This is a genomic window from Yersinia sp. J1, from assembly GCF_050586585.1.
In the GTDB taxonomy this organism is placed as follows: Bacteria; Pseudomonadota; Gammaproteobacteria; order Enterobacterales; family Enterobacteriaceae; genus Yersinia; species Yersinia entomophaga.
The window spans coordinates 694464-718401 of record NZ_JBOBDP010000001.1 but is presented as its reverse complement, the minus strand read 5'-3'; the positions used below and the strand labels follow the sequence as shown (position 1 = coordinate 718401).

The following is a 23938-nucleotide window of genomic DNA, read 5'->3' as shown; positions in this document are numbered from 1 at the left end:
ACACAGATAAATAGGCTTTAAGTCAGTTTAAAGGCAGGAGAGCTTTATTTACGCCACATTAAAGTGCATCTGGTTAAAATTAATGCACTGTTCGCACCAAATTAATGCAGCGGGATGGGGTTTAGGAAAATACAGGGATATTGAAGAACCGGATAAGTGGGAAATAAAACAAAAAATGAAAGCGAGAGGAAGGAAACCGGCCAGCCGAGGATATAGGTCGGCCAGCCGGTATCATCGCGAGATTAAATTAATTAAATTAAAGTAAGCCGGGGAAGCTGGCCTTTAAACCGGTAACAATAAACTCGATACCTAATGCCATCAGCAGCAAACCCATGATTCGGGTGATAACGTTAATACCGGTCTGCCCTAGCAAGCGTACCAATAGCGGCGCCGCGCGAAATAGCAGCCAGCAACAGAAGGCAAATAAGGCGATAGCAAGAGTTAAACCGAGCAAATTTAGCCAACTGTGATAGCGGGAGCTCCAGACAATAGTCGAACTGATCGCCCCTGGGCCTGCCATTAATGGTAAAGCCAAGGGTACTACGCCAATACTATCCCGCACTGCCGTTTCGGTTTTTTCCTGCTTGTTTTGCTTATCCTCGCCCAGCTTGCCGCTAATCATCGACATTGCAATGCTAACGACCAGAATACCGCCGGCGATGCGGAAAGAATCGATAGAAATACCAAATACTTTCAGGATGGCATCCCCAAGGAATAGCGCTATCCATAAAATGATGGCGACGGAAAGATTCGCCGTCAGGTTTGTCTTATTGCGCCCCGCTTCTGCCTGGTAACTCGTCATACTAATAAATACCGGCAATATTCCTACCGGGTTAACCAGCGCAAACAAGCCAACAAAAAACTTGATGTAGCCTGACAGGTCCAACAGTGATTGACTCACACCCACTCCGCACTATCGCTAATATAAAGTACCTCGGCGCAATAACCACCATTAGCGGTTAATGTCCGTCGATTAGCGCCTCCCTGACCAGTTTTTGCTCAGGTGACGGCGCGACTACAAGCTACTACAGAAGAAACCCGCCGCTTGGAGCCATTCAGGCAGTTATTTTGGCTGCCGGACTGGCATAACGCACAGCCTTCATCTATATGCGCGCTAATGTAATGGAATTACATTGGGGAATCTATGGATTAGATCAGCATTTTAATACGCAATAAGTTTACTCAAAAAATAGGCGAGCAACTGTTAACAAAGTGTGTCTTTTCTGCTGTTTTAACGTCATAAAATATCGCCTTTATGGTTTTAATGCTTTTAATTCTCAATTCAACGCTGCTGAAAGGTGTCAGCTTGACGTTTTTGTGATTTAAATCACGAAATCCATACCTAAGAATAGTTAAGCTCTGTCATAGGAAAAGAGGTAGAGAGCTTGGAAAGGTCAGTTGTGGTTAGCTTCAAATCCGCACCCCGACAAAAATAAAGAAAGCTCTTTCAGTAAATCAGCGGTAGTAATGGTTGAGTAGAATGCGAAAAGTCTTCCTATTCGACAATGCAGCACGAGATAGCCTGACTATACTAGTTGCTTCAACTGCTTATTTACTAAAAGAGTTTAACATTATCAGGAGAGCATTATGGCTGTAACGAATGTCGCTGAACTTAACGAGCTAGTAGCACGCGTCAAGAAAGCCCAGCGCGAGTATGCCAACTTTACTCAAGAGCAAGTTGATAAAATCTTCCGCGCTGCCGCCCTAGCCGCTGCTGATGCCCGTATCCCTTTGGCTAAATTGGCCGTAGCGGAATCTGGCATGGGTATTGTCGAAGATAAGGTTATTAAAAACCACTTCGCATCTGAGTATATCTATAACGCTTACAAAGATGAAAAAACCTGCGGCATCTTGGGTGAGGACAAAACTTTCGGCACCATCACTATTGCGGAACCTATCGGTTTAATCTGCGGTATCGTGCCGACAACCAACCCAACTTCAACGGCTATTTTCAAGGCATTAATCAGCCTGAAAACCCGTAACGGTATCATTTTCTCTCCACATCCTCGTGCTAAAGACGCAACCAATAAAGCTGCTGATATCGTGCTGCAAGCCGCTATCGCTGCAGGTGCGCCAGCCGACATTATTGGTTGGATTGATGCCCCTACCGTTGAATTATCTAACCAACTAATGCACCACCCAGATATCAACCTGATTCTGGCAACCGGTGGCCCAGGCATGGTTAAAGCGGCTTACAGCTCTGGTAAACCTGCTATCGGCGTAGGCGCAGGTAACACGCCTGTTGTGGTTGATGAAACCGCAGATATCAAACGCGTTGTAGCCTCTATTCTGATGTCTAAAACCTTTGATAACGGCGTCATTTGCGCATCTGAACAATCTATTATCGTCGTTGATTCCGTATACGACGCGGTACGTGAACGTTTCGCCTCCCACGGCGGCTACCTGCTGCAAGGTAAAGAACTGAAAGCCGTTCAGGACATCATCCTGAAAAACGGTGGCCTGAACGCGGCTATCGTAGGTCAGCCAGCAACTAAAATTGCTGAAATGGCCGGTATTAAGGTTCCGGGCAATACCAAGATTCTGATTGGTGAAGTGAAAGTTGTGGACGAATCCGAGCCGTTTGCTCATGAAAAACTGTCCCCGACTCTGGCGATGTATCGTGCGAAGAGCTTCGAAGACGCAGTCGATAAAGCGGAAAAACTGGTTGAAATGGGCGGGATTGGTCACACCTCTTGCCTGTACACCGACCAGGATAACCAGACTGCTCGCGTGAAATACTTCGGCGATAAAATGAAGACTGCCCGTATTCTAATTAACACCCCTGCCTCACAAGGTGGTATCGGTGACCTGTACAACTTCAAACTGGCACCGTCTCTGACGCTGGGTTGTGGTTCATGGGGTGGTAACTCCATCTCTGAAAACGTCGGTCCGAAACACTTGATCAACAAGAAAACTGTGGCTAAGCGAGCAGAAAACATGTTGTGGCATAAACTACCGAAATCTATTTACTTCCGCCGTGGCTCACTGCCAATCGCGCTGGAAGAAGTGGCAACTGACGGTGCAAAACGTGCCTTCATCGTGACTGACCGCTACCTGTTCAACAACGGCTACGCTGACCAAATCACCAGCGTGCTGAAATCTCACGGTATCGAAACCGAAGTCTTCTTCGAAGTTGAAGCTGACCCAACGTTGAGCATCGTGCGTAAAGGTGCTGAGCAGATGAACTCCTTCAAACCAGACGTGATTATCGCGCTGGGTGGCGGTTCACCGATGGATGCGGCCAAAATCATGTGGGTAATGTACGAACATCCGGAAACTCACTTCGAAGAACTGGCGCTGCGCTTTATGGATATCCGTAAACGTATCTACAAGTTCCCGAAAATGGGCGTGAAAGCGAAAATGATCGCCGTCACCACCACTTCCGGTACCGGTTCAGAAGTAACACCGTTTGCGGTCGTTACCGACGATGCTACCGGCCAGAAATATCCATTGGCTGACTACGCATTGACTCCAGATATGGCTATCGTTGATGCCAACCTGGTTATGAATATGCCTAAATCCCTGTGCGCCTTCGGCGGATTGGATGCGGTAACTCATGCCTTGGAAGCCTATGTCTCTGTACTGGCTAACGAATACTCCGACGGTCAGGCGCTGCAAGCGTTGAAACTGTTGAAAGAATTCCTGCCAGCCAGCTACAAAGAAGGGGCGAAAAACCCGGTTGCACGTGAGCGTGTACACAACGCAGCGACTATCGCCGGTATCGCGTTTGCGAACGCCTTCCTGGGTGTCTGTCACTCAATGGCTCACAAACTGGGTTCTGAGTTCCACATCCCGCACGGTCTGGCTAACGCCATGTTGATCTCTAACGTTATCCGTTATAACGCGAACGACAACCCGACTAAGCAAACGGCCTTCAGCCAATACGACCGCCCACAGGCACGTCGTCGTTACGCTGAAATCGCTGACCACTTGGGTCTGGCTGCCGCTGGCGACCGTACCGCACAGAAAATCGAGAAACTGTTGGCTTGGTTGGATGAAATCAAAGCCGAACTGGGTATCCCGACTTCTATTCGCGAAGCGGGCGTTCAGGAAGCTGACTTCTTGGCGAAGGTCGACAAACTGTCTGAAGATGCTTTCGATGACCAGTGTACCGGTGCTAACCCACGTTACCCGCTGATCTCTGAGCTGAAACAGATTCTGATGGACACTTATTATGGCCGCGAATACGTCGAAGAATTCGAACGTGAAGAAGCAGCTGCAAAAGAAGTGGTTAAAGCAGAAAAAAAGACCAAGAAGTAATCATTTGACTGCACTGCTCATCTAACGGTGGGTAATCAGCAAACTGTCTACCCCTCAATCGGTAAATCTGATTGGGGGGTTTTCTTGTGCAGCAACATTGTCAAACCCTACCCATTATTTCCCCGTCATCGAGACTCATAGTGAATATCGACCCGATCATAATTATCTGCCGCTATTCCTATTATTCATCGGCTAAGGTACATAGATTAACGAACGTATCTGTCTGTGCCATTGAGTTTAGGTTCAAACGACGTCAACAGAATGCTAATACGAGGAAAGACAAAAAGGTAAGTCACCCCACGGCGACAAAAAAAACGTCCATGGGGCTTCTGAGGGGGATTCTCGAGGATTAAATATCGCCCTGCCCAGCTAACGGCGTGCAGGCCGCACTGATTGCTTCTTTATAATGCCGGCGACAAACGGAAACATAGCTTTCGTTACCACCAATCACTACTTGCTCACCATCATGCACCGCTCTGCCCTGCGCATCTAATCGCAGCACCATATTGGCTTTACGGCCACAGTGACAAATGGTTTTTAATTCCACCAATTTATCAGCCCAGGCCAGCAAATATTTACTGCCGGTAAATAACTCCCCGAGGAAATCGGTGCGCAGGCCATAGCAAAGGACTGGAATATGATATTCATCGACAACGTGGCAAAGCTGCCTAACCTGCTCTTTGGTCAGGAACTGGCACTCATCCAGCAGCACGCAATGCACCGGCTTATCATGGTGCTCTGCTTCTATAATGGCCGCCAATTGGGTTTCATTATTATAAAGCTGAGCCTGAGAGGTTAGGCCGATACGTGAACTGACTTTGCCAACGCCGAAACGGTTATCAATCTCTGCCGTGAAAACCAGTGTGCGCATACCACGCTCTTGATAGTTATAGGAGGATTGAAGTAATGCGGTGGACTTCCCTGCATTCATTGCAGAATAATAAAAATAAAGCTGAGCCATGGGCCCGTAACTCCACTGGTATATTAAAAGCGCAAATTAACGATATGCCATAGTGTAACACAAACTTTATGCGCAAGCTGACAGGGGATGCAGGAGGTTAATAAGTTTAATAAATTGAGTAATGCGATGAAAGCATTCCGGCTTCTTTTACCTGGACTGATTTAAGAATCCATTCGATGCTATTTTTTGACTGAGTTCACAGTTTCATCGCGCTTAAAGATTTTCCCCAAACATGGGGCTGTACTAAAAGGAGTAAAAACCAAAAAAACATCGAACTCAACAACAGCCAAATTTACTCATTAATCCCATGCATCATGGCAGCGATAGAAATTAACATTAAATACCTAACAGACATATTTATTAGTGTCGTTGCGACTTTATCCGGTTAAAGGTATCCTTGGCAAAGTCGATTTTTTCATCTATATCCACATTTTTTTCGATGGCTGTAAACGAGCAAACACAATCAACAACGCTCTATTTTTTGCTTTATTGATATAAAGCATGCTTATAGCTTAGTGAGAAAATCATGTTCTAAAATTGCAACTTTTACTCACATATCGAGAATTTGTCTTAGAACTGTGCAAACTAATTGCCCGAACTCATCACTTATTACTAACGACAGACAACTTTCAGCTTTTAAAAAGAGTAAATTCCAGTAAGCTAATCAAATTGGCTATTGCAGAAATTAAAATAGCACTCTATTATTATCCAGACGCCCCCCAACATTATAATTGAGACCAGGACAATGAGCGAACCGTTTAATATTCTAAACAACATCCGTACTCTACGTGCTAAAGCGCGCAACTATGACGTTGATATATTGCTAGAAATACTTGATAAGTTGAAGGTAGTTGTTGAAGAGCGTGTTGAAGAAGAACGTCAGGCTAAAGCTGAGATTGAAGAACGTGAGCGTAAACTGTCGCAATATCGTGAAATGCTTATTGCAGACGGTATTGACCCGAACGAGCTGATGGCCACTTTAAGTACAGCTAAAGCAGCAGGCAAAGCTAAACGTGCAGCTCGCCCAGCTAAATACCAATATACTGATGAAAATGGCGAACTGAAAACTTGGACCGGCCAAGGCCGTACTCCAGCTGTGATTAAGAAAGCTCTCGATGAACAAGGTAAATCGCTGGACGATTTCCTACTGTAATAGTATTTAAACATTTACTATTATCTGAGAAATACCCTCTTCTTATGTTGAGGGTATTTTTTATTGGGTTTTAAAAACGATCCTTAACCCAGAAAAAATTCCCAATTTCTTACCAATCATTACACTTCTCTATAAATTACTCTCCGTTATCATTTTCATAGCAAATCCATAAGAATACTCTGCTAATCTATAACAATATTAATAGTTAGTTTTAAATTTCAGGTAAAGTGCCGTCAGAGTTTTACCAACGTCAGATTTATTCAGAAGAAAATTTACGGTTTTAACGTGGATAGAAAAATCAGAAAATGCAGCAGTATGGCCGTTGTAAAACATACCGCTGCTTAGAATGTTCTTACTTAGCGCGAGTTAGCGTGATTAACCGATGCTCCGCGGCCGATGGCATAATAAATAAAGCCCCGGCTATTTAAGCGCTCCGGGTCGTACAAATTACGCCCATCAAAAATAACCGCTTCTTTCAATCTGGATTTGATAACGTCAAAATCTGGAGCTCGAAAGTTTTGCCACTCGGTACAAATAACCAACGCATCTGCCCCCTGAAGCGCAGCTTCTTTAGTTCCCATTAATCTCAAATCGTCACGCGAACCATAAATCCGCTGAGTTTCGTCCATGGCTTCAGGATCATAAGCCTGAATAATAGCACCAGCCTCCCACAGCGACTCCAGCAAAACACGACTTGGCGCTTCACGCATATCATCGGTATTAGGTTTAAATGCCAGTCCCCATAGCGCAAAAGTTTTTCCAGCCAGGTTATCGCCATAGTGTTTTTTAATAAACTGAGTCAGTTTGGATTTTTGCTGAATGTTGACTTGCTCTACGGCTTGTAACAGTTTTGGTTGATAACCAATATTCTCAGCTGTACTAATTAATGCTTGAACGTCTTTTGGGAAACAGGATCCACCGTAGCCGCAGCCTGAATATATAAAGTGATAGCCAATACGCGAATCTGAGCCTATACCCTGCCGGACTTTTTCTACATCTGCGCCTAATAGTTCGGCCAGATTTGCAATTTCATTCATAAAACTGATTTTTGTCGCCAGCATACAGTTAGCCGCATACTTCGTCAGTTCAGCACTGCGCACATCCATTACCAGCATACGGTCGTGATTGCGATTAAATGGCTCATACAGCTCACTTATAAGTGGAATCACGTCATTATTGTCAGTACCTATTACGATACGCTCAGGGCGCTTACAGTCAGATACCGCCGCCCCTTCTTTCAGAAATTCAGGATTGGATATCACATCAAAGTCGATCTCTATATCTCTCTGACGTAGAACTGCAGCCATGGCACTCCGAACTTTATCGGCAGTACCCACCGGAACCGTGGATTTATCAATGATAACTTTAGGTTCCATCATATATTTAGCGATAGTTTCTGAAACCTGAATCACATATTGCAAATCTGCGGCACCATTCTCATCTGGCGGAGTACCAACAGCAATAAATTGGATGGCACTGTGATGTACACCAGCTTTCGCATCCGTAGAGAAATGCAGACGACCAGCCTCAACGTTTTCTTTTACCAAAGTAGACAGCCCAGGCTCAAAAATTGGCAGATGCCCTTTTTGCAAGCCTTCTACCTTACGTGCATCGACATCAATACAAAGTACATCATGCCCAACCTCAGCAAATACTGCGGCTTGAACCAATCCGACGTAGCCAATACCAAAAATGGTTACTTTCATTATATTTACCCTAACCGTTTAAATCGAAAACCAATTGTTAGCCACGAAACTTTCAATCATCTTTAGCGATCGAATGTTTAATAAATAAGCCAGAGCATACCGCTACATGTATTGCGCTAATGACACATTGTCGAAACGATACAAACCGTTTGCAGCGGCGATTCACCGAACTCTCGGACCACTAGAATAAAAGGTAGATGAATAAAAACCCTGGTACGTTAGTGGCTACTGCTGGCAGCAGCACACAATTGCACAGTCTGTATTAATGCTTTATCAACCATCGTTAACATTTTCAGATTCAACATGGGCGATTAATCCGGTGTTGCATGATTAGTTTGCGATTTTCAATAGCCTAAGCCGCCACGAAGGGCATGACTATTTCCGCATGCTGTCAGCCATTAAGCGTAGTTTAAGAGAGAAGCATTAACGTAACCTTAAGACCCGGCAATTGAAGTGTAGCAATCAACGGAAAAACGAAGGATATAAGCTGACTTATATTTACAGGTCAGAGTTTCTTTTCATTGGTTCAAAAAATAGGCTACATACAGGACTTAAAAAAGGGAGGGAAATAAGACAGTGGGGATAATGGATGACGAATGGTAAATAAGCATAATGAATATTATTCAGCAGAAAGCATAAGTCTTAATTGGCTGCCCCCTCCCCATACCTGACACTGCCAAGCCTCGCAGCGCTGACTGATTTGATTTAAATGAGCGGTTCTCAGCGTTCCCAAAGGCACGCCATTACTCAGCTGTATATGGTTTTTACCCGCGCTGACATTAGCATGCAGCCCGGCGGAAACCAGGATCAAGTTTTTGTATTCCGAATTGTAATACCCGACCAACAGGGGGAATTGCCCTTCAAGATGGGCTCGTCTTAAGAGTTGGTTAACCTGTTTAAGCAACGCCGGCATTTGCGGCAGACGGTGATGGCGACCGGCTAAGTGTTCTTGCAAGATACCGTTGAATAACACCCGCAGTAATAATGCCGCGAGAACACCATTATCACCGGCTCGAGTGACATCAAGACAATAGAAAGCCAAATCGCTATCAGAAAGTGCGGCGATATCCAAAACCAATCCCGGTTGATCAACGCCGGTTAGCTGGCGGTAATTCACGCGGCAACGAGCAATAACTTGTTGCGCGGGCGGTTGTAACTGATGCAGTAACTGTGCGGCTTCAAACGGATTTTTCTTCAGCGCATCCCAGTCTTGAATAAGTTCAGTTTCCTCAATCGCCGGAGAGCTAAACAATGTCGGATACAGGCAAGTCAATACCGCTTCCCGCAGGCGATGTAAATCATCTATAGGTTTGAGTAAAACATCTTTTACACCCAAACGTAGAACCTGCGCGATATCCGTCATTTTGTCTGTGGCTGAGATAACCAGAACCGGAGTTTTAATCCCCCGAACCAGCAGTTGCTCAACCAGTTCAATCCCTCCCATTTCTGGCATAGCCAAATCGCAGAGAATCAGGTCAGGCATACTGTTTTCCAACAAATTCAATGCTTCAAGACCGTTCGATGCCTGTAATATCGAAGCCCCTAGGTTGCTCAGATAATTATTCAGTACCGTGCGAAAGACCATTTCATCTTCAACAATCAAAATGTTCTTATCTGTAAACGGTTTGTCCATGCAATGTTATCTCTTAGCTATCGTTGTGCTAATAGTGGCTCAAAAAGGTGACTTGTGCTTGCCAGAAGTGGCCATGACGTCAATTTTTATTTCCATTCTGTGTTTTTCCTCTTCTTTTAGCTAAAAGCACTAATTGCTCAAGTTTGCGCTCAACCGCCGATTCACCGGCAGCAATGGCTTCATTCGCCCGATGAAAATCTAAAGTAGATATCTGTGGGCAATAAGGTTGAATCAGCACATCAGGTGGATCGCCGGCCATACGGTTACGTTTCAGGCGGTTTTCTAACACCTGGATAGAGGTAGACATAATTTCCATCGCGCTCGGAGGCGTATTCGAACGTTTTGGTGCCAGATGGGCAATGCGATCACGTAGGCGACTGCGCCAGTTTTGTGGCATATCGGAAGGAGTTTCCTCCGTTGGCATACTGATAGAAAGCAGATCTTGCTGCATAAGATGTGCGTCGTGCTGTAAATCAACGGCAATGACCACGTCAGCCCCCATTGCCCTGGTCAATGAAACAGGAACCGGATTCACCACCGCACCATCCACCAGCCAGTAGCCGTCAAGCCAAACGGGGGAGAACAATCCCGGCATGCTACAGGATGCACGAATGGCCTGATGGATATTGCCTTCAGTAAGCCATAACTCTCTACCAGTACTCAGGTTGGTTGCTACCGCCCCAAAAGGAATGGCGCACTGGCTCATGTCATCGATTGAAAGAAGTTCGCCCACCGTATTAAATACACGTTCACCTCGCAGTAATCCGCCCCTTCGCCATGAAAAATCCATCAGTTTAATCACATCCCAATAGCTGAAGGATCTGACCCAACGCTCCAGTTCCGGCATGTGCTGGGTCGCCTGCGCCGCGCCAACGAGTGCACCAACCGAACAACCGGCGATGATATCAATTTCCACATCCAGCTTTTTCAGCGCATTGATCACACCAATGTGCGCCCATCCTTTTGCTGCACCTGCACCAAGAGCTAAACCTACCTTTATTTGTCGCATTATCCACTCGCATGTGTTTCGGTATATCTCACTCGAATACGGTTCCCGTTTCGCAACCAACGTCAGCTATGCTCAAAACTATTAACAGCGTCTATTTGGCTATACTGCCCACAGGACTTAGCATCATGCACGCTTTCATTAGTTGTAATTTCATTAATTCTCATTAGTGAGATACAGCTAACATCCTTGTTAGTCATCACTCTGCCATCTGATTCATCAAATTAACCAAATGAATTATCGAGCAATTTATAACCCTGATTATCATCGAACCATCGCGTTCTAATCGCTGAATTACAGCATCATAAGTGAACAATCCAATCTTTGGCTGTAAGTAATCGTGACTAATCTTGCATTTTGCACGGAGTCTCACAGAGAAAGTTAATCGTATTGCAACAGAGAATAATTGCTACGAGGCATCTCGATAACCCACCCGTTTAATGAGACGGTAACGTTTATATGGAGCACAATCTGAGGACGGAATCTTACCTGGGGGAGTTGAGGGATGAGGCAAAGTGAAGATGAAGAACACTATCGGAATCGTAGAATACGACTCACTATCAGCGAGTTGAGTTAAATGATACCCAGACCTCATCAGGCCTGGGTAAAAACGCCAGAAAATGATTAGGCGTTGAATGTGCCGAAAGAGATATGCATGTTTTCGAACATCGCGATGATTCTATTGATTAACTTCATGATTTTGACCTTTCAATTTCGCCATTACAATGTGATCTAAATCACAAAACGCAATTTACATTAAAATGAAACACCGGTCAATTTTAGCCATTGGCATCACAATAAAAAACACAGGACACGCGATTCCCATTTTAAGTCCATGCCTTTGAACCTTGGGGGGTGATTAGGTAAGATATACGGCTGAAACCTTTCAAATTGGACCGATCTGCACAATTTAATCATTCCTGTGCACATCCTGGAAAATTGCGTCAGGCAATCGTTATTACACAACCTTGCCACGAAGAGATTGCATTACGCGAATTTAATTATGTTATCAGGAGATATTTTGACAGAGTCTTGCCCCTGCGGAAGCCGTATAAATTACGAACTTTGCTGCGAACCCTATATTCTCGGCGCTAAAGTAGCAGCTACGCCTGGCATTCTGATGCGTTCGCGCTACAGCGCTTATGTCAAAGAAGACGTCAATTATTTGGTAGGTACCTGGCATCCCGATTGCCATGCAGAAAAATGGCGTGACAATATCGCAGAGGGTTTTGCAGGCACGCAGTGGTTGGGTTTAACCGTTAGAGAAGAAGCGGCCGGTTCCCATCCAGATGAAGGATTTGTCGAGTTTGTTGCCCGATTTAAAGAAGGCAATAGCGGTGCCATTTCGATGATGCATGAACGTTCGCGCTTCCTTCGTTTAAATGAACGCTGGTACTATATTGATGGAATACGCCCTCAGGTCGGCAGGAACGACAGTTGTCCTTGCGGTTCAGGCAAAAAATATAAGAAATGCTGCGGATGATTTACGCCTAAACGTGCCTAATCTGGCTGCATCGAATTAAAACACAACATCAAAGATATCTCAGACAGGATTGACCAACTTATGCCACACCAGAATATACAAAGAAAAGTATTACGTACCATTTGTCCTGACGCCAAAGGGTTAATCGCCAAGATCACCAATATTTGTTACAAGCATCAGCTTAATATTGTTCAAAATAATGAGTTTGTAGATCATCTGACCGGGCGCTTCTTTATGCGCACCGAACTGGAAGGGATCTTTAACGACACAACGTTGCTCGCCGATTTGGATGATGCACTGCCCGAAGGTACCAGCCGCGAGCTGCATACTGCAGGGCGCAGACGCATTGTTATCATGGTCACCAAAGAAGCTCATTGCCTTGGCGACCTGTTAATGAAAAGCGCTTATGGTGGACTGGATGTAGAAATCGCCGCCGTCATTGGTAACCATGATTCCTTGCGACACCTGGTCGAGCGGTTTGATATCCCCTTCCATCTGGTTAGCCATGAAGGATTAACTCGGGATCAACACGATCAACAGCTGATTACGCAGATTGACCAATACCAACCTGATTATGTTGTTCTGGCCAAATATATGCGGGTATTAACTCCTGCCTTTGTACAGCGCTATCCATACCAAATTATCAATATCCATCATTCATTCCTGCCAGCTTTTATTGGTGCACGCCCTTATCATCAGGCTTATGAACGCGGCGTGAAAATTATTGGGGCAACGGCTCACTATGTAAATGACAGTCTGGATGAAGGCCCAATTATCATGCAGGACGTTATCCACGTTGATCATTCTTATACCGCTGAAGATATGATGCGTGCTGGCCGAGATGTGGAGAAAAACGTACTGAGCCGCGCACTTTATCGTGTTTTAGCGCAGCGCGTTTTTGTTTACGGTAATCGCACAGTTATTCTGTAACTGCACAATAAATCGTTAGTTTTTGTTTGAAGAAACACCTTCAAGAGCAAAAAAACGGCAAACAAATCTTTTTTTTCAAATCAAGTCTTTACAGTGGCGCTTCATTTGATATGATGCGCCCCGCTTACCGAGACAACGTTTCTAAGCAGTTAGGCCAGTGGTGGGGTTCCCGAGCGGCCAAAGGGAGCAGACTGTAAATCTGCCGTCATCGACTTCGAAGGTTCGAATCCTTCCCCCACCACCATTTTAAACTGGCTTGTTAGGTTATTCGGAATATTAAATAGCCAAGCGCAGTAATTAAGATGAATAGCAAAATCATTAAAAAATACCGGCCAGGTATTTAGCCAGAAATAAAAACCACAAATTCAGTGGTGGGGTTCCCGAGCGGCCAAAGGGAGCAGACTGTAAATCTGCCGTCATCGACTTCGAAGGTTCGAATCCTTCCCCCACCACCATCTCTCTTATATTTCCAAGGTATTAACCCCATCACCAAACCACCCTTAGATATTTTGGGCGAAGGTAATAACTTTCGACAGGGTTTGAGTCGAGCAGCGTGAGACAACATTGCACTTCGGTAACCCGAAGGGTGAAGAACGAAATGATGCTCCCCCAACTACCGGTATTATCCTACCAATAAACTCCTTTCGCCTTCTAGCAGGCCTTAACGCTTCAGGCAGAAGCTAAGATGAGCAGCATTCCCCTTAGTTAACAGCCCTTGGATAGAGTTGAACAGGATGCGCTCAGTCATATAGTCGTCAATTTAAACGAAGATCGCACTATAGATTTTTTATTTCGGTTCAAAATGATTTTTTATTTCGGTTCAAAATCAAAAAGGTGCTTAACCAGGTTAAATTTCGCCAAACCACACCCTATTTTCCGCCACCGACACCCGGTATATCCTCTCTATCCTTTGCTAGGCTCTAAACTCGTTCTATCGCCAAACCTTTGACGAGAGGCAATATGAACAACCCAATGCGATAGACCCCCGTCCCTCATTCAATGGCGATGCTTTACCCAAATGGAATACATGTTGGTTCTCAGCGCGAAAGTGACACTGGGTGCGTTACATCCCTATTGACTCAAAAGTAATGTTTGTCAGCATGCCAACCACGATAAAAGAAATATAAATATTCCTCTATCTGAGTCTTATATAGATCAAGAATCAATGCCAACAAACATGACAAACTACCAGACTGTATACCTCAGTGCGCTAATTTTTACTTATCAGTTTATTGCTTTTACAAAGTCTATTAACCCATTGAGCACGCTGGAATGCGATCTGGATTTATAAAAGTAGAACTTATGATCGCCAAAGTGATCTTTAAGGTTAACAAAACCTAGTTTATTACAAACGGCAAAACTATCGATAATCGAGTCAGTAATACAAACATAATTACCAGAATTGATAAAACTCAGGCAACAATTTAAATTATCTACCTGTCTGATGCTAACTTTGCTCACAGACTTCTTCACCTCTTCTTCTAACGATTTTATAAATTCGCTCTTATACAGTATTGGATTGCATAGCCAAGTATTGCTACGTAATAAATTGATAATATCTGAATTTTCACCAATAATTTCCTTACGGGCATAAACCCCCAAACCGGTATCACAGGCTTCTTTAATGAGAGAAAATCTGTCGCAAAGAATTTTCTCTGAAGAGATAATCAAGCTATTTCCGTCAAAGTCACAAATATCATCAATCATTTCATAGCAAAATCTAATAATGCTTGCATGTATATTGTTCTTCTCTGCCACTTCCCATATTTTTGTTAAGCTATCCACCTTACCCCAATCGTAATAAATATTCACCGCATTAGAAACATGCCCCGTAAGATGTTTGCTGGTAATTTCTTTATCTTGCTGATGAAGATCCTTCAGATCATTATATAGCACTTCTCCATCATGAGTGAGGCTCATGCCAAATTTTTCTCTTTTGAACAGTTTCTTTCCTATAATACTTTCAAAGTCTTTAATCGATTTGGCTACGGGTGGCGTAGTGCGATTCATAACTCGCGCCGCTTTACTTAAAGAACCGTATTCCACAACCGCCATAAATGCCTCTAGTTTTCTAGATAAAAACATAGTTCACCATCCTTTATTCAACCATTGATTATTAAAAATGCTACCGGTTACCCGGACAAATTGTTTTTTCACAATCACTAAACTTTCTCAACTTCATTTTATTGAAAAAAAATCACTAAAAACAACAGGTTAAATCTAAAATAAGAACAGTAAACACGTATTGTAAAAGTGGCTCATAAAATGACATTTATGTATTTGAAGTACGGTTAAGATCATAATATTCATCAGCGATGCATGAATTGGTTTTAAATATATATATAGTTTATGTTCTATAATTTTTAACAAAACTCGATACTTAATTCCATGCTTATTAACTAATAATTTTTATTCGTTCATGAATGAAAAATAATCGTGTGTTAATTTTATTCATTTACACGTTAATATTCATCATAAAAATAGGGATAGTCAGCCAGAGCTGTAGATAATAACCAATATTAAATATGCAAATTTTCACACCGCCAGAATGGCTGTTTATTGATTTTCTAATTTGGTATATTAGCATTTGACTGATTATTTAACTGTCGATCAGCACTACTAAAAAAGTTAGAGTATTTTAATTAGCCGACCTAAAAAAAGCCATTTCACTGAAGCCTATTAAAATAAATTAACAGAATTATTTTTTATATTATAGCGGCGTTAACCCATAAAAATTCTTGAGGCATTTCACTACCATAGTTTAGTTAAAATATTGTCAACCGCGGGGCTTACCTATAATAAAGATAGTGAAAATTAGAAACAAAATAAATTCCAGATTTATAATAAATCCTATTTTTTGCCAATCATGCTGATAACGTTACTACGTCACTATAACAAATGATAAATTTATTTATCTGTGATGACTAAATAATGAGGCTTATTCAAATACCAACACCTTACCATTCTTTTTTTAAGCTAATTTATCAACAAAATAATAACTGACACGCGGCAAATGTTAGATGTGAGGATTATAGTTCACTCTCTATTTTTAATATTACACCATATAAAAGTCTGATTTTAATATTTAACGATGGGATAGTTAACTGACTTCTTAAATATATAGTCCAGAATACATGTTAGTTTATCCTTAACTGCATCTACTCCCACTCATAGTCATTGCATTTTCTATATTGTGAATAAGACAGCCTATAACAAGTTTAAATCGCTGAATGTAAATCTATAGCAAAGCGCCCCCTATCGACTCAGCCACCTCCCCACTTCATTACATTTTTATCGGATATCTGCTACTATTCACGCACATTTTTATCAGGAAACGACGCTGGCTATGAAATTTGTCTCTTTTAATATCAATGGTCTACGTGCCCGCCCTCATCAATTAGCGGCGATCATCGAACAACATCAGCCGGACGTTATTGGGCTACAAGAAACCAAAGTTCACGATGATATGTTCCCTCTTGAAGAAGTTAGCCAGCATGGCTATCACGTGTTTTATCATGGCCAAAAAGGACATTATGGCGTCGCTCTGCTCACCAAGCAGCAACCGCTGGCAGTGCGCCGTGGTTTCCCAACCGATGAAGAAGATGCCCAGCGCCGGATTATTATGGCCGATCTGGAAACGCCACAGGGTGTTTTAACCGTCATTAACGGTTATTTTCCACAGGGCGAAAGCCGCGATCATCCGACTAAATTCCCGGCAAAAGAACGTTTTTATCAGGATCTACAAAGCTATTTGGAAAAAGAATTAAGCCCGGAGGCGCAGGTTTTAATCATGGGCGATATCAATATTAGCCCAACGGATTTAGATATCGGCATCGGTGAAGACAACCGTAAGCGCTGGTTGCGCACCGGAAAATGTTCGTTCTTACCGGAAGAGCGGGAATGGTTAGCCCGTTTGCAAAACTGGGGGCTGGTCGATACTTTCCGCGCCGCCAACCCTGATTGTCATGATCGTTACTCCTGGTTCGATTATCGCTCTCGCGGCTTTGATGAAAACCGCGGGCTGCGCATTGATGTTGTGCTAGCGACTCAATCACTTGCAGACCGCTGCATTTCTACCGGTATTGATTACGAGATCCGCAGTATGGAAAAACCGTCCGATCACGCCCCGATCTGGTCTGAGTTTTCTCTATAACTATTTTCATCGCTATTTTCCCCGTGGCAACACGGGGAATGTCGCAATTCTTATACGCCGAATGGCTCCTCTGAGAGATTATATTCATGAAACTTATCGACGTGGTTGCCGCTATCATTCAGCATCAGGACAAAATCCTGCTGGCTCAGCGAGATGAAAGCAGCGATCAGGCCGGTTTGTGGGAGTTTCCCGGAGGAAAGGTTGAGCCAGGTGAAAGCCAGCCGCAGGCGTTACGACGCGAATTAGCAGAAGAATTGGACATTGACGCCAAAATTTCCGGTTACGTTGCCAGCCACCAGCGAGATTTACCCGATCGCAGAATTTGTTTACATGCCTGGCGCGTAGAGGAATTTTACGGAGAACCCCAGATGCATTGCCATTCGGCTTTAATCTGGGTCACTCCGGAGCAAGCACTAAATTATCCGTTGGCTCCGGCGGATATTCCTTTACTGGAAGCCTTTATCAGCCAACGGACAACCAAATAGGTTAACGAGGAAGTCGTTTCCAAATCAGTGGATGGGTTCCAGTGACGTTCGGATCCCGCACACACTGCAATATCTCGCCTTCCACCCGCAAAACTGCCCCTTCCGAGTAATTCTGATTTTGATAAACGCAGCAGCGGGGACAGTTATTATTATTGGTTCCACGCGTACCGGCGTTATTCCACATGTCCGGAGGCAAAGGCACCACCACATCCACGTTATTTCCCAGGTTTGGGCGGTTTGCCCAAGTCGTGCTGCAGAATAAAACGCTCAACGCGAGGCACCCTATCATTATGGTTTTTTTCATGATTTACTCTCCTTTGCCTTCACGCTGGTTTTTTTACTTTTTTTAGCCGGAACGGCCGGCGCAGCCGGTAAACCACGAAACGCCTGAGGCGTTCGGTTCTGCTTTGCCTGATAAATTAAATTTTGCAGCGTTACCACTAATGGTTGCATAAAATCCTGATAACGACAGTTTTTCTCACTGATTTGCGTCAAAGTCGACTCCCAGTGCGCCGTCATATCGGGTCGAGCGGCAATATCCGGCAACGCATGGATCAACGCCCTTCCCGCAGGGCTGGCATGAATGTAACGCCCTTTTTTAAATAGGAAAGTGCGTTTAAATAACAGTTCAATGATGCCCGCGCGAGTCGCTTCTGTCCCTAAACCATCGGTCGCGCGCAGGACTTTTTTCAGTTCTTTATCCTGCACAAAGCGCGCTATGCCCGTCATGGCAGACAATAAACTTGCATCGGTAAAAGGCCGCGGCGGTTGCGTTTGTCGCTCTACCACCTCGCCCTTTTCACACAGCAATTCGTCCCCTTGAGCAACCACCGGCAGCGGTGAACCTTCGTTTTCCTCGTCTCGCTCTTTGCTGCCCAATAGCGTACGCCAGCCCGCCTCGGCCAGAAAACGAGCTTTGGCGATAAATTTTCCTCCGGCAATATCCAGTTCAATCACGCATTTGCGGAACATCGCGTCGGGACAAAATTGCATCAGATACTGAGTAGCGACCAAGGTATAGACCTTGGCTTCATCCTGCGTCAATGAAACCTTGCTGGAGCGGGCAGTAGGAATAATCGCATGGTGCGCATCCACTTTCTTATCGTCCCAGCAACGATTGCGGCGGTCGCTGTCCATCACCGCTGGCGGCTGTAAATCCGGTAGATGCACGCTGATTGCATTCAACACCGAATGACGACCGGCAAAATGCTCTTCCGGCAGATAACGGCTATCCGAGCGAGGATAAGTAATAAGTTTGTGGGTTTCGTATAAACGCTGGCACACATCCAGCACCTGTTGAGCGCTAAGGCCAAAACGCTTGGCGGCCTCGATTTGCAGCGTAGACAGGGAAAACGGTAAAGGTGCGGTTTCTGATTCCCGTTTATCATTATAGGATGTCACCCGCGCCGGCTGGCCAGTGATCCGGTTGACGACGTGCTCAGCTAAGGGACGGTGCAGTAAGCGACCTTCCTCATCCTGATAGGATTCACAGGAATCGCTTGGCTGCCACAAGGCAACAAAGCGTTCATCGGCCGGCGTAACAATATGAGCCTTAACCTCAAAGAAATCCTTGGGTACAAAGTCTTCAATTTCTTCGTCCCGCCGGACGACCAGCCCCAGAACCGGCGTTTGCACCCGGCCAACGGACAGCACGCCGTCGTAACCCGCATTACGACCCAGAATGGTATAAGCGCGAGTCATATTGATGCCGTATAGCCAATCAGCCCGTGAGCGCGCCAGAGCGGAAACGCACAGCGGAATAAACTCTTTGTTATCGCGTAGACGAGAAACTGCCCGCTCTACCGCCTGCGGGTTGAGATCGTTTATCAGGCAGCGCCGCACATTCTGTCGTTTTTCCGCCGCTAATCCCAGATAATCCAACACCTCATCGACCAAAAGCTGCCCTTCGCGATCCGGGTCGCCCGCGTGGACGACTTCATCAGCCTGCTGTAACAACTGTTTGATAACGTTAAGCTGTTTGCTGACCGAAGGCCGCGGCTTCAATTGCCACTTTTCAGGAATAATCGGTAGATCGGCCAATGACCATCGCGCATAGCGACTATCGTAGGCATCCGGCTGCGCCTGTTCGAGCAAATGCCCGACGCACCAGGTGACAACGTGTTGATTACCACAGGCAATAAAGCCGTCCCCCCGCTTATGGGGTTTCGGCAAGATATCGGCAATAGCGCGGGCCAGACTGGGTTTTTCGGCAATAAACAGTTGCATTAGCGGCCCTAAAGAAACGTCGGTAGTATCGGTATTGAAGGCGATGGGAAAATCATTCGCAAATCTCAATTAAGGCGCGATCGGTGCGCGGTGCAGTCAGTTCCCCTATCGGGCTAAGCATCATGCCATAGCGCTCAGCTACGGCATGAACCTCATTTTCAGCCGCCGGTAATACTGCCAGTAGCAGGCCACCGGAGGTTTGAGGATCGCACAACAGTTTTCTTTGTAAATCAGACATCTGCCCGATCAGATGACCGTAGCTGTCAAAGTTACGCTGCGTCCCCCCCGGCACACAGCCTTCTTCAATATATTCAACCACCGCAGGCAATTTGGGAATCGCCGAAAAATGTAGCGTTGCCTGCACACCGGAACCCTGACAGATTTCGCTTAAATGCCCCAATAGGCCGAAACCGGTCACGTCGGTCATCGCGGTAACGCCGGCAATGTGAGCAAAATCAGCGCCTGATTTATTCAATTGGCACATAGTTTCAGTTGCAACGCCTTGATGCTCCGGCCGTAATTTACTTTTCTTTTCCGCCGTTGTCAGAACGCCAATGCCTAAGGGTTTGGTCAAAAACAGCTTGCAGCCTGCCTGTGCGGCGCTGTTTTTCTTCACCTGTTCGGTACTGATCACGCCGGTCACTGCCAGACCAAAAATCGGCTCTGGCGCATCGATAGAATGCCCACCGGCCAGCGAAATACCCGCCTGAGCGCAAACGTGTCGCCCACCTTCAATCACCCGACGCGCCACTTCCGGCGCCAATTTATCGATCGGCCAGCCAAGAATCGCAATCGCCATAATAGGTTTCCCCCCCATGGCATAGATATCGCTGATCGCATTAGTGGCAGCAATACGGCCAAAATCGAAGGGATCATCCACGATCGGCATAAAGAAATCCGTGGTGCTGATAATACCGACACCGCTGCCAATATCGTACACCGCCGCATCGTCCCGGGTTTCATTACCCACCAATAGCCGCGGATCGAAGAATTTCTGCTGATCGGAGTGCAAAATGGTTTCCAGCACTTTCGGCGAGATTTTGCAGCCGCATCCGGCTCCGTGGCTATATTGCGTAAGACGTATCGCTGGCGATGTCATATATCACTTCCCTCGGTTAACCATCATCGGATTAATTAACACTGATTATGATAGGCAAAGAACATATCGCCTATGGTAGCGCTTACCGAGGGAATTGATAAGTAGCGCTGGCTGTTCAGGCAGTTAGCTTGGTCACAAAGCAGACGCAAACGCAGCTTAAGCTGCCAATTTCTGGCCTAAGCTGCATTGGGAAAGGCTTAAAAGTGGCTAACGAAGGTGCTGACATCCTGCGGCGTCACCTTACTGGAACCTTTTAACTGCGGTGTGCCAAGATAGAGGAAACCGACAATTTCATCCTGTTCACGGCAGGCAAAACCGGCCCGAACCACCGAATGATGTGTCCATGAGCCAGTTCGCCAGATACCGTTAAAACCTTGCGCCAGAGCAGCCATTTGCATTGCCTGCACCGCACAACCGGCGGAAACAACCTGCTCCCAGTTTGGTACTTTCGGGTTTTCCGTCACATGGGCAATCACGGTAATAATCAGTGGCGCGCGGAAAGGAGCCATTTTCGCCTTTTCCAGTACCGCATCGTCGGAGCCATCATGGCGCACTGCTTTTTGCAGCAATTCGCTGAAACGTCCCAACCCTTCTCCTTCAATTAGCACAAAACGCCAGGGTTGCAGTGCACCATGATCCGGAGCGCGCATACCGGCGTGAATGATATTTTCCAACGCTTCGCCAGTTGGCGCAGGGGCGGTCAAACGCGAGGCCGAACGGCGGTTAAGCAGCAAATCTAACGCATCCATACTCTTCTCCAGATAACGATTTTCATTTTCAGCACGGTAACATAAGTAGAGGATTTGTTACCAGCTTGACCAATACGTTTAGCTGTCTGATGATTTAATACTGACTTTTTATTTGTAGGTCATTAGGATACCCCCACTTGCTCGGATTTGTTGGAGATCACATGCGCACTTTGTGGCGAATTATTAGCGGTTTTTTCAAGTGGACCTGGCGTCTACTTAATTTTGTCAGAGAATTCGTTCTTAACCTGTTCCTGATTTTCCTCATCGTTGTGGGCGTCGGTATTTATCTGATGGTCCAAAGCAAGCCGGTTGAACCGGTAAAAGGTGCTCTGCTGGTCAATCTGACCGGTGTGGTGGTAGATACGCCGGCAGTGAACAATAAAGTGATGCAGTTCACCCGCGAAATGTTAGGGGCATCGAGCAACCGTCTGCAGGAAAATTCGCTGTTCGACGTGGTGGAAACCCTTCGTCGGGCTAAAACCGATAACAATATCAATGGGCTCGTTTTGTCCCTGTCTGATTTTGCCGGTGCCGACCAGCCTTCTCTGCAATACATTGGCAAAGCGCTACGCGAATTCCGTGACAGTGGCAAGCCTATCTATGCCGTGGGTGATAGCTATAACCAGCAACAATATTATCTGGCCAGTTTCGCCAATAAAATCTACCTGTCTCCTCAAGGCTCGGTGGATCTAAAAGGCTTTGCCAGCAATAACCTGTACTACAAATCTCTGCTGGAAAAACTGAAAGTCACGACCAATATTTTCCGCGTCGGGACTTATAAATCCGCCGTGGAACCTATGATTCGCGATGATATGTCTCCGGCTGCGCGTGAAGCGGATACCCGCTGGATCGGCGGCATGTGGAATAACTATCTGACGGCAGTTGCCGCTAACCGCCAGCTCACTCCTGAACAACTGTTCCCCGGAGCGGCCGGTATTATCAGCGGCTTGCAGCAGGTTGGTGGCGATCCGGCGCAGTACGCGCTGGAACATAAACTGGTTGATCAGTTGGCCTCCCGTCCGGCGGTAGAAGCTGAATTGATCAAAACTTTCGGCTGGGACAAGCAAAAAAACGATTACAACTCCGTCAGTATTTACGATTACCAACCTGCTCCAAAAGTGCAGCAAGGTGAAGAAATCGCCGTTATCTTTATTAACGGGGCGATTATGGATGGTCCACAAACGCCCGGCAGCGTGGGCGGTGATAATACCGCGGCACAAATCCGTGAAGCGCGTTTGAATCCGAAAATCAAAGCGGTGGTATTGCGGGTAAATAGTCCGGGTGGCAGCGTCAGCGCCTCTGAGCTGATTCGCTCCGAACTGGCCGCGCTACGTGCCGCAAACAAACCGCTTGTCGTTTCTATGGGCGGGATGGCTGCATCCGGCGGTTACTGGGTATCCACCCCGGCGAACTACATTATCGCCAGCCCAAGCACCCTGACCGGTTCCATCGGCATCTTCGGCGTGGTCAACACCTATCAGGATTCGCTGGGTGCCTTGGGTGTCCATACCGACGGCGTAGCTACTTCGCCGCTGGCTGACGTGGCTGTCACCAAGAATTTGCCGCCTGAATTTGCTCAGATGATGCAAATCAGCATCGAGAATGGTTATAAGAACTTTATCGATCTGGTTGCTACCTCGCGCCATAAAACACCTGAGCAGGTTGATGCCATTGCTCAAGGACACGTCTGGTTAGGTTTAGATGCCAAAAACAACGGTTTGGTGGATCAACTGGGCGACTTCGATGACGCGGTGAAAAAAGCCGCCGAGCTGGCTAAGCTGAAAACCTACCAGCTGAACTGGTATGTCGATCAGCCGGGCTTCATCGATATGCTGTTTGGGCAAATGGGGGCGTCGGTTCACGCCATGCTGCCTTCAGTGCTGCAAGCTTGGCTGCCAGCGCCAGTTTCCACGCTCGCCATGGCGGTAAAAGATCAACCGGGTTTCTTTACTAATCTGAACGATCCACAGAATCGCTATGCGCTTTGCCTGAATTGCGGTGATGTACGCTGATAAACAACGCAAATAACAGATAAATCTCCAGCCCGGTACTTGCCGGGCTTTTTTTCTGCGCCAGCCACCCTATAATCCAGTC

17 protein-coding genes, 2 tRNA genes and 1 other RNA gene are annotated in these 23938 nt (G+C 45.8%); 10 read left to right on the top strand and 10 right to left on the bottom strand.

Annotation, left to right across the window (positions count from 1 at the left end; translation table 11 throughout):
• Positions 1 to 256 precede the first annotated feature (256 nt).
• The gene (locus tag ACQ4OC_RS03060; RefSeq protein ID WP_064513599.1) at positions 257 to 901 is read right to left on the bottom strand and encodes a YchE family NAAT transporter; all 645 of its coding nucleotides are present in this window, start codon (positions 899 to 901) and stop codon (positions 257 to 259) included.
• A gap of 686 nt (positions 902 to 1587) precedes the next feature.
• Here ACQ4OC_RS03060 and adhE point away from each other — a divergent pair.
• Entirely contained in the window at positions 1588 to 4260 is a 2673-nt protein-coding gene (gene adhE, locus ACQ4OC_RS03055) for a bifunctional acetaldehyde-CoA/alcohol dehydrogenase (RefSeq protein WP_064513597.1), read from the top strand.
• Positions 4261 to 4609: 349 nt separating this feature from the next.
• Here adhE and ACQ4OC_RS03050 read toward each other — a convergent pair whose 3' ends face one another.
• Positions 4610 to 5221 (bottom strand): thymidine kinase, encoded by a 612-nt coding sequence (locus tag ACQ4OC_RS03050; RefSeq protein ID WP_064513595.1) that lies wholly within the window; start codon positions 5219 to 5221, stop codon positions 4610 to 4612.
• 745 nt (positions 5222 to 5966) lie between these two features.
• Between ACQ4OC_RS03050 and hns the strand changes: the two genes are divergently transcribed.
• Positions 5967 to 6374 carry a histone-like nucleoid-structuring protein H-NS gene (hns, locus tag ACQ4OC_RS03045; RefSeq protein WP_430970918.1) on the top strand — a complete coding sequence of 136 codons (408 nt, stop codon included), beginning with the start codon at positions 5967 to 5969 and terminating at the stop codon, positions 6372 to 6374.
• Positions 6375 to 6730: 356 nt separating this feature from the next.
• On the opposite strand, the gene ACQ4OC_RS03040 is transcribed toward hns, so the two are convergent.
• The 3 genes from ACQ4OC_RS03040 to rssA form a co-directional block, all read right to left on the bottom strand.
• Positions 6731 to 8080, bottom strand: coding sequence for a UDP-glucose dehydrogenase family protein (locus ACQ4OC_RS03040; protein ID WP_064513591.1), 1350 nt, complete (start codon positions 8078 to 8080; stop codon positions 6731 to 6733).
• Positions 8081 to 8699: 619 nt separating this feature from the next.
• Complete coding sequence (gene rssB, locus ACQ4OC_RS03035) at positions 8700 to 9713, bottom strand: two-component system response regulator RssB (protein ID WP_064513589.1); 1014 nt, start codon at positions 9711 to 9713, stop codon at positions 8700 to 8702.
• A gap of 79 nt (positions 9714 to 9792) precedes the next feature.
• Positions 9793 to 10722: a patatin-like phospholipase RssA gene (gene rssA, locus ACQ4OC_RS03030; RefSeq protein WP_064513588.1), complete on the bottom strand. Its 930-nt coding sequence runs from the start codon at positions 10720 to 10722 to the stop codon at positions 9793 to 9795.
• Positions 10723 to 11740: 1018 nt separating this feature from the next.
• On the opposite strand from rssA, the gene ACQ4OC_RS03025 reads away from it, so the two are divergent.
• The 5 genes from ACQ4OC_RS03025 to ACQ4OC_RS03005 all read left to right on the top strand — a co-directional run bounded on the left by ACQ4OC_RS03025 (position 11741) and on the right by ACQ4OC_RS03005 (position 13751).
• Positions 11741 to 12202, top strand: coding sequence for a YchJ family protein (locus ACQ4OC_RS03025; RefSeq protein ID WP_064518251.1), 462 nt, complete (start codon positions 11741 to 11743; stop codon positions 12200 to 12202).
• 81 nt (positions 12203 to 12283) lie between these two features.
• Complete coding sequence (gene purU / locus ACQ4OC_RS03020; RefSeq protein WP_064513583.1) at positions 12284 to 13132, top strand: formyltetrahydrofolate deformylase; 849 nt, start codon at positions 12284 to 12286, stop codon at positions 13130 to 13132.
• 159 nt (positions 13133 to 13291) lie between these two features.
• Positions 13292 to 13376: transfer RNA gene (locus tag ACQ4OC_RS03015), tRNA-Tyr, on the top strand.
• 126 nt (positions 13377 to 13502) lie between these two features.
• A tRNA-Tyr gene (locus ACQ4OC_RS03010) sits at positions 13503 to 13587 on the top strand.
• Between the two features lie 44 nt (positions 13588 to 13631).
• Positions 13632 to 13751, top strand: a non-coding RNA gene (locus ACQ4OC_RS03005) — RtT sRNA.
• 605 nt (positions 13752 to 14356) lie between these two features.
• On the opposite strand, the gene ACQ4OC_RS03000 is transcribed toward ACQ4OC_RS03005, so the two are convergent.
• Positions 14357 to 15217: a LysR family transcriptional regulator gene (locus ACQ4OC_RS03000; protein WP_064513581.1), complete on the bottom strand. Its 861-nt coding sequence runs from the start codon at positions 15215 to 15217 to the stop codon at positions 14357 to 14359.
• A gap of 1261 nt (positions 15218 to 16478) precedes the next feature.
• Here ACQ4OC_RS03000 and xthA point away from each other — a divergent pair.
• On the top strand, positions 16479 to 17285 hold the full coding sequence (gene xthA, locus ACQ4OC_RS02995; RefSeq protein ID WP_064513579.1) for an exodeoxyribonuclease III: 807 nt from the start codon (positions 16479 to 16481) through the stop codon (positions 17283 to 17285).
• An 86-nt stretch (positions 17286 to 17371) separates the two neighbouring features.
• Positions 17372 to 17770, top strand: coding sequence for a pyrimidine (deoxy)nucleoside triphosphate diphosphatase (locus ACQ4OC_RS02990; protein ID WP_064513576.1), 399 nt, complete (start codon positions 17372 to 17374; stop codon positions 17768 to 17770).
• Position 17771: 1 nt separating this feature from the next.
• Here the strand turns inward: ACQ4OC_RS02990 and ACQ4OC_RS02985 are convergent, their stop codons facing one another.
• The 4 genes from ACQ4OC_RS02985 to ACQ4OC_RS02970 all read right to left on the bottom strand — a co-directional run bounded on the left by ACQ4OC_RS02985 (position 17772) and on the right by ACQ4OC_RS02970 (position 21844).
• Positions 17772 to 18074, bottom strand: coding sequence for a DUF1496 domain-containing protein (locus tag ACQ4OC_RS02985; protein WP_064513574.1), 303 nt, complete (start codon positions 18072 to 18074; stop codon positions 17772 to 17774).
• On the bottom strand, positions 18071 to 19996 hold the full coding sequence (locus ACQ4OC_RS02980; protein WP_064518249.1) for a DNA topoisomerase III: 1926 nt from the start codon (positions 19994 to 19996) through the stop codon (positions 18071 to 18073). Before ACQ4OC_RS02980 ends, ACQ4OC_RS02985 begins: the two co-directional genes overlap by 4 nt.
• Before the next feature lie 52 nt (positions 19997 to 20048).
• Positions 20049 to 21095, bottom strand: coding sequence for a selenide, water dikinase SelD (selD, locus tag ACQ4OC_RS02975; RefSeq protein ID WP_430970917.1), 1047 nt, complete (start codon positions 21093 to 21095; stop codon positions 20049 to 20051).
• 197 nt (positions 21096 to 21292) lie between these two features.
• The gene (locus ACQ4OC_RS02970; RefSeq protein ID WP_430970916.1) at positions 21293 to 21844 is read right to left on the bottom strand and encodes an NAD(P)H nitroreductase; all 552 of its coding nucleotides are present in this window, start codon (positions 21842 to 21844) and stop codon (positions 21293 to 21295) included.
• A 161-nt stretch (positions 21845 to 22005) separates the two neighbouring features.
• Between ACQ4OC_RS02970 and sppA the strand changes: the two genes are divergently transcribed.
• Positions 22006 to 23856: a signal peptide peptidase SppA gene (gene sppA, locus ACQ4OC_RS02965; protein ID WP_120805443.1), complete on the top strand. Its 1851-nt coding sequence runs from the start codon at positions 22006 to 22008 to the stop codon at positions 23854 to 23856.
• The last annotated feature ends 82 nt before the right edge of the window (positions 23857 to 23938 follow it).

Bases quoted from the DNA above. Each gene is read 5' to 3' on its own strand.
- adhE (WP_064513597.1), top strand. From the start codon at position 1,588: ATGGCTGTAACGAATGTCGCTGAACTTAACGAGCTAGTAGCACGCGTC.
- ACQ4OC_RS03050 (WP_064513595.1), bottom strand. From the start codon at position 5,221: ATGGCTCAGCTTTATTTTTATTATTCTGCAATGAATGCAGGGAAGTCC.
- hns (WP_430970918.1), top strand. From the start codon at position 5,967: ATGAGCGAACCGTTTAATATTCTAAACAACATCCGTACTCTACGTGCT.
- ACQ4OC_RS03040 (WP_064513591.1), bottom strand. From the start codon at position 8,080: ATGAAAGTAACCATTTTTGGTATTGGCTACGTCGGATTGGTTCAAGCC.
- rssB (WP_064513589.1), bottom strand. From the start codon at position 9,713: ATGGACAAACCGTTTACAGATAAGAACATTTTGATTGTTGAAGATGAA.
- rssA (WP_064513588.1), bottom strand. From the start codon at position 10,722: ATGCGACAAATAAAGGTAGGTTTAGCTCTTGGTGCAGGTGCAGCAAAA.
- purU (WP_064513583.1), top strand. From the start codon at position 12,284: ATGCCACACCAGAATATACAAAGAAAAGTATTACGTACCATTTGTCCT.
- ACQ4OC_RS03000 (WP_064513581.1), bottom strand. From the start codon at position 15,217: ATGTTTTTATCTAGAAAACTAGAGGCATTTATGGCGGTTGTGGAATAC.
- xthA (WP_064513579.1), top strand. From the start codon at position 16,479: ATGAAATTTGTCTCTTTTAATATCAATGGTCTACGTGCCCGCCCTCAT.
- ACQ4OC_RS02990 (WP_064513576.1), top strand. From the start codon at position 17,372: ATGAAACTTATCGACGTGGTTGCCGCTATCATTCAGCATCAGGACAAA.
- ACQ4OC_RS02985 (WP_064513574.1), bottom strand. From the start codon at position 18,074: ATGAAAAAAACCATAATGATAGGGTGCCTCGCGTTGAGCGTTTTATTC.
- ACQ4OC_RS02980 (WP_064518249.1), bottom strand. From the start codon at position 19,996: ATGCAACTGTTTATTGCCGAAAAACCCAGTCTGGCCCGCGCTATTGCC.
- selD (WP_430970917.1), bottom strand. From the start codon at position 21,095: ATGACATCGCCAGCGATACGTCTTACGCAATATAGCCACGGAGCCGGA.
- ACQ4OC_RS02970 (WP_430970916.1), bottom strand. From the start codon at position 21,844: ATGGATGCGTTAGATTTGCTGCTTAACCGCCGTTCGGCCTCGCGTTTG.
- sppA (WP_120805443.1), top strand. From the start codon at position 22,006: ATGCGCACTTTGTGGCGAATTATTAGCGGTTTTTTCAAGTGGACCTGG.